Raw genomic sequence first — 11,735 nt, 5'->3', positions numbered from 1 at the left:
ATGGATGGAAACCTGCAGCGGGCAGAGCGGCCCGTACCACTGCACACCGCACCGGACCACCAGGGGCACCCACCCCATGTGGCGGAGCTGATGGCCAAACAGCTGAAAGGCGCGAACGCTGCCCTGCGGGAGCTGCTGCTGGCGCTTTCGGTTGGCTTCGCCCTGCCCGGCCCGCTGCCCGCGGACCTCCAGCACAAGTTGATGAGTGGCACCGTGGAGGACCTCGATTCCCTGGTGGACCGCGCCGAAGCCGCCGGACTGCTGACGCCGGACGGCACGGTGGTAGGGACCGCCCAGCACGCGCTGCTGAGTGCCGCGCCCACCGCCAAAGTCCACGCGCTCCAGCGCGAGCTGGTGACGGTTTTCGCGTCCGCGGGCCAACCACTTGGCAACCTGGCCCGCGAGTTGGCCAGGGGCGGCCTGGCGGATCCCCGGGTGGCTGCGGAACTGGAGCAGGCGGCGGACGCCCTGCTGGAAACAGACCCCCGCCTTGCATCGCAGCTCTACGAGGAAGCACTCCTGGCCGGCTCCGATCCGCTTGCCTTGGCAGCCCGGCGCGCCCAGGCCGCCGCTGGTGACGGGGAACTCGACGCAGCGGCCCGCATCATCGATGCCCTCCTGGTCAGCCCGGATCCGCCGGACGTGCGCCGCGGCGCCGACGTCGCTGCTGCCGTGTGGGCTCAGCGCGGCATGCTGGCCCGGGGCGCGGACGTGTACAGCTGGCTGGGCCCGGGACGGGTGGGACCCTCCGCGCCGCTCGCTGCCGTCGCCATGATCGGCGCCGGTGACCGGGCAGCGGCGGAGGCCTTCTTCCAGCCTGAGGCTCCCGCGGCCTCGCCAACGCTCCTCGCGGCCGCCCTCGTGCAGACCGGCCAGGGAATCCTCGCATCCCTGGGAGACAAACCGCACCAGGGCATCCCCATCCTGATCCACGCCTCGGACATGCTGAACTCTGCAGGCACAACCCTTCCACTGCCCGAAACGCCCGCCGCGCTGGCGGCCCTGCTGGCCCTGCACAGCGGGGAACCACACCTGGCCGAAACCGTCTGCCGGGCAGCCGCGGCAGCCGGGCAGGGCGGCCATACTGCCCAGCCCAGGCTCCTGCTGCTCCAGGCCTGGGCAGCCATGATGCAGGACAAACCGGAGGACGCCCGGCTGGCGGCCACGGAAGCGGCCAAAGCAAACCATTGGCCGCTGGTCCCGCGCGATGAGTTCATGAGCGCGGCCCTGGAAGTGGGCCTTGCCCGCAGGAACGGCGACGTTCCCGAGCTCATCAGGGCATGGGAACGGGCGCGCGAAGCCATGCTCCACACATCAGTGGACCTGTACAACCTGCTGCCGTGGGGGGAACTGCTCATCGCCGCCGCCAGGCTGCGTGAGACGCGCCGCGTGGCGCAGTACCTGGAGGACGCCTGGAAGCTGCTGGGGCGCCTGGGCGGCCCTGCTCTGTGGGCCGTTCCCCTGCACTGGTCCGCCGTGCAGGCTGCGCTGCTGAGCGAAAGCCCGGCCGATCTCGCCCCGCACGCAACAGCATTGGCACGGGCGTCTGCCCACAGCCAGCTCGCCGCCGTCCTCGCCACGGCGGGCAAAGCCTGGGTCTCCGTGCTGGCCGGCCGCTTCCGGACCGCGGAGGTGGAGGGCGCGGCAAGGCTGCTCGGTGCGGTGGGAATGCCATGGGAAGGTGCCCGGCTCGCCGGCCACGCCGCGGCCCGTGCCGAGGAGCGGCGCGACATGATGCGCCTGCTCTCGTGCGCCCGGGACCTTCATCCGCAGGGAAGTCCCGCCGGCGGAGCGTCGGGGGCAGCGGAAGTGCAGGCCGGCACCGGTGCCGACAACGGAGGCAAAGGGGCCCAGCCGGACGCGTCCGGTTTGAGCGAGCGCGAAAAGGAAGTGGCCAGGCTGGTGCTCGAGGGCAAGACCTACCGGGAGATCGGCGAGGCGATCTACATCTCGCCCAGGACGGCGGAGCACCACATCGCCAGGATCCGGCGCCGGCTGGGGGCGGAAAACAGGTCAGACCTGCTGGCCCGCCTCCGCCTGTCCCTTGGCGTGGAGCATTCCCAGCAGTTGAATCCACAGCAGGAATAACCCTAATACCCCTACGCGCGGAGGTGCTGGCGCCCCGGAACGGCATTCGCGGGTAGGGGGGATGCGCCCGATGCCCTGTCCCCGGCGACGTATCTAGGTTTGAAACACTCGGATACGTTCACCGGATGATCCACAACTCAATGAAGATGTGAGGACCACGCATATGCCAACGCTCGCAAATGACCTTGTCCAGTTCCTCATGCAACTTTTTGGGGACCGGGAAGCGGTCCAGGCGTTCCTGGATAACCCGGAAAGGGCGCTTGAGGAACACGGGCTGGCCAACGTGTGCTCGGCCGACGTTGACGCCGCGATGCCAGTCGTCCTCGACTATGCGCCCATCACCCTCAATGCCTTGTCCTTCGTCCGGGGAAACGCCGGCAGCATGTGGCCCGGGTCCGCAGCTGTTTCCGCCACACACGCCGGAAACGCCCCGGCCATCCACGCCGGCGGGATGGCTGCAGGTTACGGCGGCGCCACTTACGACCAGGCTGACCATGCCCACGCGGTACAGCAGCTCCAAAACGTGGTGAACCACTTCTCCTACACCACCCAGACCACCATGCTGGACGACCGGGATACCATCACGGACCAGTCCGTCAACCAGAACATCTGGGCGGATGGGGACGTGGAGCAGTGGTTCGACAACCACGCCGCGGTGGCTTCCGGCGACCGTGCCGTCGCCGCCGGTGACGACGCCGCTGTCCGGGACTCCAACAACGTCAGGGATTCCTACAACACCGACCATTCGACCGATAGCTCCACGGACAACTCCGTCCATGCCGGCGGTGACGTCAGCATCGGCACCGAGGAGACGGACATCTCCGGCTCCTTCAATACCGACCTCGACCTGGACGTGGACGATTCCTTTAACGACAGCCCGGACAATTCCTACCACCCGGACTATTCGGACCATTCCGTCAGTACCGACATGGACCTCGACGCCAGGAACTCGTTCAACGACAATTCCACGAACAGTGCCGTGGATGTGGACGATTCCTTCAACCAGGACAGTTCCATGGCCACGGCAGTGGAAGTCCACGCGGACGACGCCTTCCAGGACAACCCGGCCACGAGCCTCGCGGAGGACAGCCTGGTGGCCGCCGACAACCAACTCGATTTCACGGAGGACAGCTCCACGCACACTGATGTGGACCCGGACAACCATGCGGCCATCGATGATGCAGTGGTTGACGACTCCACCGCGCTGTAACACGCTAGTTCCGTAAGGCGAACCGCCGCGCGGGCGGGCACTGGGCAGGGGGACACGCTGTGGCAGAGGCAGGACCGGTAAGGCCACCGGGGCCCATGACAGCCGGACAGCTGGTGAAGCTCCTGGAACAGGGGCTCCAGCTGGTGGGCGACGGGGACCGCGCTGACCTCCGCCGAAGGCTTGAGCAGGCAATGGCCCGGCTGCAGGACCCCAGCATCAGGGTCATTGTGGTGGGGGAGTTCAAACAGGGCAAGAGCAAGCTCATTAACGCCCTGGTCAACGCTCCGGTCTGCCCGGTGGACGACGACATCGCCACTTCCCTGCCCACCATCGTCCGCTACGGCGAACCGGCTTCGGCCGCCGTCCTGGTCCCCGCGACGGACACCCCTGCCGGGGACGCGCACGGCCTGGCCGCGGAGGACGGCGTGGAGCGCCGTCCCATCGAACTTTCCGACCTGCCGGCCCTTGTCTCCGAGCAGGGCAACCCGGGAAACAGCCGCGACCTCACGGCAGCCGAAGTCTGCCTGCCCCGCCGCATCCTGACCGGCGGCCTCACCATCATCGACTCCCCGGGCGTTGGCGGCATGGGCTCGGCCCACACCCTGACCACCCTCACCGCCCTGCCCACCGCGGACGCCATGCTGCTGGTCTCGGACGCATCCCAGGAGTACACGGAACCGGAGCTGCGGTTCCTGCGCCAGGCCATGCGGATTACCCCCAGCGTGGCCGCGGTCCTGTCCAAGACAGACCTCTACCCGGACTGGCGGCGCGTCGAGGAGCTGGACAGGGCCCACCTGGAGCAGGTGGCACCTGACATCCCGCTGTTCCCGTTGTCGGCCGACCTCCGCCTGGAGGCCTCACGGCTGCAGGACGCCGAGCTCAACAGTGAATCCGGTTTCCCGGACCTGGTGGCCCACCTGCGCAATGAGATCGTGGGAAAGGCCCAGCGCATCCAGCGCCGCTCCGTCAGCCAGGACTTGCTCTCGGTCACCGAGAACCTCCGCCTGTCCCTGCAGTCCGAGCTTGAGGCGCTGGAGAACCCCCGCGGCACCCCGCAGATGCTAGCAGCCCTGGAACAGGCCAAGGCGGAGGCGGACGAACTGCGGAAGCGCTCGGCAAGGTGGCAGCTGACGCTCAGCGATGGCATCAACGACCTCATCGCCGACATGGAATACGACCTCCGCGACCGCCTGCGCCGGATCCAGAGGGAAGCCGAGACGGCCATCGACCAGGGCGACCCAGGGCCGGTCTGGACGCAATTCTCCCAATGGCTGGAGGAATGCGTTGCCGCAGCGGTTTCGGACACGTTCGTCTGGACCAGCGAGCGGTCGCAATGGCTGGCGGCACAGGTGGCCGAACACTTTGCCGCCGACGAGGTGGCCCTGCCCGTCCTGCATGTTGCGGAGTCCGGAGACGCGCTGGACCCGGTGGACGAGATGCCGGCGCTGGACCCTGGCCGCGTGAACCCCATCCAGAAGGTCCTCATCGGTATGCGCGGGTCCTACGGAGGCGTCCTGATGTTTGGGCTGCTGACCGGCATTTTCGGGATGGCCCTGATCAATCCGCTCTCGGTGGGCGCCGGGCTGCTGCTGGGACGCAAGGCCTACCGGGAGGACAAGGAAACGCGGCTGAAGCGGCGGCAGGGGGAGGCCAAGGCGCTGGTCAGGCGGCAGCTGGACGATGTGACGTTCCAGGTGGGAAAGCAGTTGAAGGACAGGTTGCGCCTGGTGCAGCGCACCATCCGGGACCACTTCACCGAGATCGCCGACGAATACCACCGGTCCCTGTCGGATTCGGTGGCAGCAGCCCAGAAGGCAGCCAATTCCTACGCCCAGGAAAGGGAGGGCCGCATTCAGGACATCAAGGCTGAACTCAAAAAGGTGGATGCCCTGCACCGCGCCGCGGAAGCGGTGTCTGCCGAAGTTTCCGCTGCCGGTGCCCGTTCTGCGGCGGGGGTCGGATGACGGCGTCCACCACGGCCGGAACCGCAGGGCTGATCCGCGAGGCACTCGAGGTGTATGCGGATGACCCGCCCGCCATCCAGGCGCTGCAGGGCCATGCGCAGCGGTTGGCCGAGCCGTTGAGGATTGCCATTGCGGGAATGGTGAAGGCAGGAAAATCCACCCTGCTGAACGCCATCATCGGCGAGGAAATCGCGCCAACCGACACCGGCGAATGTACCCGGATTGTCACCTGGTACCGGTATGGCCACACACCGCGCATCACCTTGCACCCTGTTGTGGGCGAGCCCCGTCACCTTCCCCTGAAGCGCGCAGACGGCCGCCTGGTCTTCGTCCTCGACGGTGCGCGGGCGGACGAGGTGGAGCGCCTCGACGTCGAATGGCCCTCGCCGGCACTGCAGGCCATGACCCTGATCGACACCCCCGGGATCGCCTCCCTCTCCCAGGAGGTGTCCGCACGGTCGGTCAGGTTCCTCACTCCGGAGGATTCGGCGTCGGAAGCTGATGCCGTGGTCTACCTCCTGCGGCACCTGCACGCATCCGACATCCGCTTCCTGGAGTCCTTCCGCGACACGGCCGCCGGCCGCACGGGCACCGTTAATGCGATTGCAGTGCTGTCGCGGGCGGACGAAGTGGGAGCCGGACGAATCGACTCGCTGCTGTCCGCCGGTGCCATCGCGGAACGGTACAGCCGGGACCCCAACCTCCGCAAGCTCGCGCTCGGCGTCGTCCCCGTGGCGGGGCTCCTGGCCCAAAGCGCCCGCACCCTGCGCCAGGCGGACTTCGAGGCCCTCCGGCTCCTTGCCACCGTTGATCGAACTGCCCGCGAGAGGATGATGCTTTCGGCCGACAGGTTCCGCCGCTCGGCGGAACCGCGGGAACTGACGGAAGAGGCCCGTGCGTCACTGCTGGAACGCTACGGACTCTTTGGCATCCGGCTGGCTGTGGTCCTGGTCCGCAACGGGCTTGGCGACCCGACCCCGCTGGCCCACGAACTGGCCAGGCGCAGCGGGCTGGACCCGTTGCTGGAGCTGCTGGACCGTCAGTTCCTGGCGAGGGCAGAGGCACTGAAGGCCAGGACGGCGCTGGCAGCGGTGGAAAGCCTGCTGGCCGGCCGGCCCCGGGAAGGGACCGAACGCCTGGCGGAGTCCCTGGAGCGGCTGCAGGCCAACGCGCACGAATTCCGCGAGCTGCGGTTGCTGGCCGCGCTGCGGACGTCGGGAGTGGAGTTGGCCCCGGAGCTTGCGGCGGAAGCCGAACGGCTTATCGGGGGCCTGGGCGCCGAAGCATCCCAGCGGCTGGGCGTGGCGTCCGGCACGGGTCCGGAGGCGCTTGCCGCCGAGGCGCGCGGCGTGCTGGCCCGCTGGCGCAGGGTGTCCGAAAATCCCTTGACTGCGCGGTCTGCCGTGGAAGTCTGCAGGGTGGTGATCCGCAGCTGCGAGGGCGTCCTGGCGGATTGCACCGGCAGCGAAACCGGCACGGCCCGGCAGCCGCAGTCAGCCTAGGGGCCCGCGCTCAGGCCCGGCCGCGCCCGCCCTTGAGCCAGGTTCCGGCAGGGGGAAGGAACAGGAGCACCAGCCCTGCGAGGGCCAGGACCACTCCGGCGCCCCAAAGCATCACGACGTAGCTGCCGGCGGCACCGGCGGGGACCAGGAAGGCGGACGCCAGAAAAAGGACAAGGAGATGGCTGGCCAGCAGCGGAATCAATGTCCAGCGTGCCCATGCCCTGCGGCCCAGCACGGCGGCCAGGACAGCAGCCTCAAGCACCGTCACCAGGAGCAGGGCAACGATGCTGCCCCAGAACACTATGTCCGCCGCGGTTCCAACCGAATCGGCGTCGCGGCCTGCGGCCATGTCCGCCACCACCCCGCGAAGCCGCCGCAGGTTCGAGTCCCGGGCTGCCAAGGACCCCAGCAGGACGGCCAGTCCGGCGGCAAAGCTGAAGAGCCAGAGCGAGCGGGCGGCACGGACGGTCCGCGGCAACGCGGGGCTGGCCGGGATGGGCGGTGGGGCGGAGTGGGACAGGCCGGGCCTTGGTGGGGGAGCGGACAGGCGCCGTTCTTCGCCGCCGGCTGGGGACGCCATGAGCGCTATTTCAGTCCGTCGGCATCGTGTTCGTCGGTGCCGTGCTGGTGCTTCCCGCCGTCCTCCTTGGCCTTGGATTCGAGGTCGTCGCGGAGTTTCCTGAGGCGTTCGGCCTCAGCCTGGCTGCGGCGGCGTGCCTCAAGGTTGCGGAGGAATTCCGGGTCATCATCCGGAGCGGTGGGGTGCGGGTAGCTGGGCCGCGGCTGCGCAGAGCCCCGCGGCCGGCCGATCAGCAGCCACAGGAGAGCACCGAGGACGGGCAGGACAATTTGGACGATGATCCACGCGGGTTTCGAAATCCCGCGGGTCAGGCGGCCTTCAGTGCGGATCACGTCCACCAGGCCATACACAAAGATGACGAGGACTGCGACGGCCAAAGCCACACGGAAGAGCATGCCATCAAGTCTATCGTCAGGACGCGCAGGGGCCGCGGGCCGGGGCGGCTAAACTTGAATAGTGGCCTTTTTGAAATATTCCCTGATCCGCCTGGCGATCTTCCTGCCCCTGTTCGTCCTGTTCATGCTCCTGCAGGTCGGGGCGCTGATGGCCGTCATCTGCGCCGCGCTCATTGCCTTCGCCATCAGCTACCTCTTCTTCCAGAAGCAGCGCGACGCTGCCTCCGCAGCCCTGCAGCACCGGTTCTCGGGGAAGGCCAAGCCGCTGCGCTCCGCCGGAGAGGTCCAGGACGCCAACGCCGAGGACGCCCTGCTGGACGCCAACCCGGACATCACCATCAACAACGCCAAGGGCAGCAGCAAGAAGAACTAGAACCCGTGGCTGAGGATCAATCCCAGTGAGAACAGCACGCTGTAGCCGAGGTTGATCAGGCCGGTCTGCTTCAGCACCGGGATCAGGCTTTTGCGCTTGCGGCCGTTGATCATCAGCCACGCCGGCATCAGGCAGGCCGGAATGAGCAGCAGCACAATCAGGATCCACGGCCGGCCCGGTGCCAGGATGACCACCAGCAGGATCGCGACGGCGAGCATCAGGACGTAGCTTTCGCGCGCGTGCTTGTCGCCGAGGCGCACGGCCAGGGTCTTTTTGCCCGCCTGCATGTCCGTGGGAATGTCCCGTACGTTGTTGGCCATCAGCAGTGCAGTGGCGATCAGCCCGGTACCGATGGCCCCGATGACCGCGGAAAGGCTGATGTGCCCGGCCTGGGTGTAGGTGGTGCCCAGGGTGGCCACCAGGCCGAAGAAGACGAACACGAACAGGTCGCCGAGCCCCATGTAGCCGTAAGGGTTCTTGCCGCCCGTGTAGCCCCACGCCGCCATGACGCAGCCCAGGCCCACCAGGATCAGCCACCAGGCCTGGGTGAGGACCACCAGGACCAGGCCGAACACCATGGCCAGCGCGAACGTTCCGAACGCAGCCCACTTGACGTGTTCCGGCTTGGCGGCGCCGGAGCCCACCAGCCGCAGGGGGCCTACCCGGTCGTCATCGGTACCGCGGATGCCGTCCGAGTAGTCGTTGGCGAAGTTCACGCCCACCTGCAGCAGGAGCGCCACCAGCGCCGCGAGGATGGCGTTGGGCAGGAGGAACGAGCCCATCTCATAGGCTGCGGCAGTGCCGATCAGCACCGGCGCGATCGCTGCCGGCAGCGTCCGGAGTCGGGCGCCTTGGATCCATTGGGCGGCTGTTGCCACGGTTAGTACCTCGTGTTGTTTCGGTAAGACGGCTGGATGGAACGTGCGCACCCGCCGCGGTGGTGCAGGTCCACTCTACTTTCCCCCGTGCTGGGTGCTGAGTTCGGCGGTCATGGCGAGCCGGTCCGGCTTTCCGTTCGGCAACATCCGCAGCGCCGGCGCGGTGCGGACCGTTTTGGGCGCCAGCACCCCCAGCTCCTGCTGCCAGCGCTGTTGAAGGGCGACGGCGGGATCCCCTGCCTCCTGCCCGGGTCCGGCTTCAGCGGCGGCTCCACGGTCGGGTGCCAGCGCCACGTAGGCCGCCACCGCCTGGCCCCATTCGGCGGAGGGGACCCCGGCCACGAACGCCGCCGCGACGGCGTCGTCCTGTTCCAGCCGCTCCTGCACGTGACCGGCGGAAACCTTGACGCCGCCGGTGATGATGACGTCGTCGGCCCGGCCCAGCACGGTGAGCCGGCCGTCGTCGTCGATCGAGCCGAGGTCGCTGGTGCGGTACCAGCGCACGCCGTCCTCTTCGAAGAACGTCCCGGTCTCTTCATCAGGGGCTTCGATGTACCCTGCGGCCACGGTGTCCCCGCCCAGCAGGATGCGGCCGTCTTTAGCCACCCGGACGGAGACGCCTTCCAGAGGGTAGCCGTCGTACACGCAGCCGCCGGACGTTTCCGCGGATCCGTACGTGGTGACCACCCGGACTCCGGCATCGCGGGCGGCGGCCAGCAGGGCCGGGGACGCAGGCGCGCCACCCAGCAGGACCGCGTTGAAGCGCCGCAGCACGGCGAGCGTCTCGGGGGAGGGCTGGTCCAGGAGGCGCTGGAGCTGCGTGGGGACCAGGGACGTGAACCGGATCTTGTCCGTCAGTTCCAGCGCGGCCGCGGTGAAGGCCTCCGGGGTGAAGCCGCCGGACATGTCCATGACCCAGGGCCGGGTGCCGGCAAAGAGGGACCGCACCAGCACCTGGATGCCGGCAACGAACTGGACGGGCAGGGTCAGCAGCCACTGGCCCTCGCCCTTGAGCCGCAGCGCGGTGGCCATCGAGGAGGCCGCCAGGCACTCCACGGTCAGCAGGGTTGCCTTGGGTGCCCCGGTGGACCCGGACGTGCGGACCACGGCCACGGCGTCGTCACAGCCGGGGGTCTCGACGTGCCCAACGATCAGGCCGCCGTCCGGGCCCACGGACAGTTCGACGGCGGGGCCCTCGCCATGGAGGGCGGCCGCGAGGGCCTTCAGGGCCGGTTCGATGTTGAGCGGACCGCCGTGGCCCGTCCTGGGTGAGGCTTCGCTGTTCATTGCCGTCCTGCCTTAGAAGTAGTGCGGGAAGCGTGACCAGTCGGGGTCGCGTTTTTGCAGGAAGGCCTCCTTGCCCTCCACGGCTTCGTCCGTCATGTAGGCCAGCCGGGTGGCTTCGCCGGCGAACACCTGCTGGCCCGCCAGTCCGTCGTCGGCCAGGTTGAACGCGAACTTCAGCATGCGGATGGCCTGCGGGGACTGCCGTGCGATGTCCGCGGCGTACTCCAGTGCCACCTCCTCCAGGCGTTCGTGGTCAACGGCCTCATTGACCGCGCCCACGCGGACCATGTCTTCCGCGGAATATTCGCGGGCCAGGAAGAAAATCTCGCGGGCCGTCTTCTGGCCCACCTGCCGGGCCAGGAGCGCTGATCCGTAGCCGGCGTCAAAGCTTCCCACCGTGGCGTCGGTCTGTTTGAACTTGCCGTGCTGCCGGGACGCTATGGTCAGGTCTGACACGACATGCAGTGAGTGGCCACCGCCGGCCGCCCAGCCATTGACGACGGCGATGACCACCTTGGGCATGGTGCGCATCAGCCGCTGGACCTCAAGGATGTGGAGCCTGCCTGCACGGGCGGGGTCGATGGTTTCCTGGGTCTCGCCGTCGGCGTACCGGTAGCCGTCCCGGCCCCGGATCCGCTGGTCGCCGCCGGAGCAGAAGGAGTGGCCGCCGTCCTTGGGGGAGGGGCCGTTGCCGGTGAGGAGCACGGTGGCCACGTCGGGGGTCATCCGGGCGTGGTCCATGGCTCGGTAGAGCTCGTCAACGGTCCCCGGCCGGAACGCGTTGCGGACCTCGGGCCGGTTGAATGCGATCCGGACCGTTGGCAGGTCACGTACCCAGCCGCCGGCGGAATCCCGCTCCACCTGCCGGTGGTAGGTCATGTCCTGGAAGTCCTCGAAGCCGGAGACCACCCGCCAGCGCGTGGGATCGAAGACGTCGGACACCGGGGCGGGGATCTGGTTGCTCACCGTCCAAGTCTAGTAATCGTGCTTAGCTGATGCAGAACTCGTTGCCCTCGGGGTCCGCCATGGTGTGCCAGGAATGCGGTCCCTGCCGAGCAGACCAAAGGAAGGAAGCCCCGCGTGCCTCGAGTTCGCGCCGCACCTCATCCTTGTCCCTGCCGTCCAGCCGGACGTCCCAGTGCACCCGGTTCTTCACCGTTTTTCCCTCGGGTGCGGTCTGGAACAGGATGCGCCGCTGCGGATCCTTGGCCTCAATCTCTTCCGGTGGCCGGATGGCGGCGCCGTCCTTCCACACCAGGTTCCCGCGGTGCGTCATAGTCTGGTTTTCGGTGGCGTAGCCCTGCTCGATCATTGTGCGGATGAAGGCTGCGTCCTGCGGTTCCACCGCCCACTGCAGGGTTTCAGCCCACCAGTCGGCCAGTTCGTGCGGGCTGGCGGAATCGACGACGATCTGGATGTTCAGTCCCATCCGTCCACGGTACGGGCGGCCGGCTCGTT

11 protein-coding genes are annotated in these 11,735 nt (G+C 68.2%); 5 read left to right on the top strand and 6 right to left on the bottom strand.

What is annotated here, in order from left to right; translation table 11 throughout:
* The 4 genes from J2T23_RS10065 to J2T23_RS10050 all read left to right on the top strand — a co-directional run bounded on the left by J2T23_RS10065 (position 1) and on the right by J2T23_RS10050 (position 6,764).
* Entirely contained in the window at positions 1-2,088 is a 2,088-nt protein-coding gene (locus J2T23_RS10065; RefSeq protein WP_307359594.1) for a LuxR C-terminal-related transcriptional regulator, read from the top strand.
* 163 nt (positions 2,089-2,251) lie between these two features.
* Positions 2,252-3,298 (top strand): IniB N-terminal domain-containing protein, encoded by a 1,047-nt coding sequence (locus J2T23_RS10060; protein ID WP_307359591.1) that lies wholly within the window; start codon positions 2,252-2,254, stop codon positions 3,296-3,298.
* Between the two features lie 95 nt (positions 3,299-3,393).
* Positions 3,394-5,262, top strand: coding sequence for a dynamin family protein (locus J2T23_RS10055; RefSeq protein WP_307359586.1), 1,869 nt, complete (start codon positions 3,394-3,396; stop codon positions 5,260-5,262).
* Positions 5,259-6,764, top strand: a complete 1,506-nt coding sequence (locus J2T23_RS10050) for a dynamin family protein (protein WP_307359583.1) — start codon at positions 5,259-5,261, stop codon at positions 6,762-6,764. The genes J2T23_RS10055 and J2T23_RS10050 overlap by 4 nt, the downstream gene beginning before the upstream one ends.
* A gap of 10 nt (positions 6,765-6,774) precedes the next feature.
* Here the strand turns inward: J2T23_RS10050 and J2T23_RS10045 are convergent, their stop codons facing one another.
* Both J2T23_RS10045 and J2T23_RS10040 read right to left on the bottom strand, forming a co-directional pair.
* A complete protein-coding gene (locus J2T23_RS10045; RefSeq protein WP_246839845.1) occupies positions 6,775-7,344 on the bottom strand; it encodes a hypothetical protein in 570 nt (189 codons plus the stop codon).
* A 5-nt stretch (positions 7,345-7,349) separates the two neighbouring features.
* The gene (locus J2T23_RS10040) at positions 7,350-7,739 is read right to left on the bottom strand and encodes a PLD nuclease N-terminal domain-containing protein (protein ID WP_141159445.1); all 390 of its coding nucleotides are present in this window, start codon (positions 7,737-7,739) and stop codon (positions 7,350-7,352) included.
* Positions 7,740-7,800: 61 nt separating this feature from the next.
* Between J2T23_RS10040 and J2T23_RS10035 the strand changes: the two genes are divergently transcribed.
* Complete coding sequence (locus J2T23_RS10035; protein ID WP_210411367.1) at positions 7,801-8,112, top strand: DUF4229 domain-containing protein; 312 nt, start codon at positions 7,801-7,803, stop codon at positions 8,110-8,112.
* Here J2T23_RS10035 and J2T23_RS10030 read toward each other — a convergent pair.
* The 4 genes from J2T23_RS10030 to J2T23_RS10015 form a co-directional block, all read right to left on the bottom strand.
* Entirely contained in the window at positions 8,109-8,990 is an 882-nt protein-coding gene (locus J2T23_RS10030; protein ID WP_141182387.1) for a 1,4-dihydroxy-2-naphthoate polyprenyltransferase, read from the bottom strand. The two genes, J2T23_RS10035 and J2T23_RS10030, sit on opposite strands and share 4 nt — an antisense overlap.
* A 75-nt stretch (positions 8,991-9,065) precedes the next feature.
* Complete coding sequence (locus tag J2T23_RS10025; protein WP_307359576.1) at positions 9,066-10,277, bottom strand: AMP-binding protein; 1,212 nt, start codon at positions 10,275-10,277, stop codon at positions 9,066-9,068.
* A 12-nt stretch (positions 10,278-10,289) separates the two neighbouring features.
* Entirely contained in the window at positions 10,290-11,243 is a 954-nt protein-coding gene (locus tag J2T23_RS10020; protein ID WP_307359574.1) for a 1,4-dihydroxy-2-naphthoyl-CoA synthase, read from the bottom strand.
* A 22-nt stretch (positions 11,244-11,265) separates the two neighbouring features.
* Complete coding sequence (locus J2T23_RS10015) at positions 11,266-11,706, bottom strand: VOC family protein (RefSeq protein ID WP_307359571.1); 441 nt, start codon at positions 11,704-11,706, stop codon at positions 11,266-11,268.
* Between the last annotated feature and the right edge of the window lie 29 nt (positions 11,707-11,735).

This window comes from Pseudarthrobacter niigatensis (genome assembly GCF_030812615.1).
Classification (GTDB): domain Bacteria; phylum Actinomycetota; class Actinomycetes; order Actinomycetales; family Micrococcaceae; genus Arthrobacter; species Arthrobacter niigatensis.
This window is presented reverse-complemented; position numbering and strand designations above follow the sequence as displayed.

Coding starts and splice junctions, on each gene's coding strand:
- J2T23_RS10065 (WP_307359594.1), top strand. CDS start 1: ATGGATGGAAACCTGCAGCGGGCAGAGCGGCCCGTACCACTGCACACC.
- J2T23_RS10060 (WP_307359591.1), top strand. CDS start 2,252: ATGCCAACGCTCGCAAATGACCTTGTCCAGTTCCTCATGCAACTTTTT.
- J2T23_RS10055 (WP_307359586.1), top strand. CDS start 3,394: ATGACAGCCGGACAGCTGGTGAAGCTCCTGGAACAGGGGCTCCAGCTG.
- J2T23_RS10050 (WP_307359583.1), top strand. CDS start 5,259: ATGACGGCGTCCACCACGGCCGGAACCGCAGGGCTGATCCGCGAGGCA.
- J2T23_RS10045 (WP_246839845.1), bottom strand. CDS start 7,344: ATGGCGTCCCCAGCCGGCGGCGAAGAACGGCGCCTGTCCGCTCCCCCA.
- J2T23_RS10040 (WP_141159445.1), bottom strand. CDS start 7,739: ATGCTCTTCCGTGTGGCTTTGGCCGTCGCAGTCCTCGTCATCTTTGTG.
- J2T23_RS10025 (WP_307359576.1), bottom strand. CDS start 10,277: ATGAACAGCGAAGCCTCACCCAGGACGGGCCACGGCGGTCCGCTCAAC.
- J2T23_RS10015 (WP_307359571.1), bottom strand. CDS start 11,706: ATGGGACTGAACATCCAGATCGTCGTCGATTCCGCCAGCCCGCACGAA.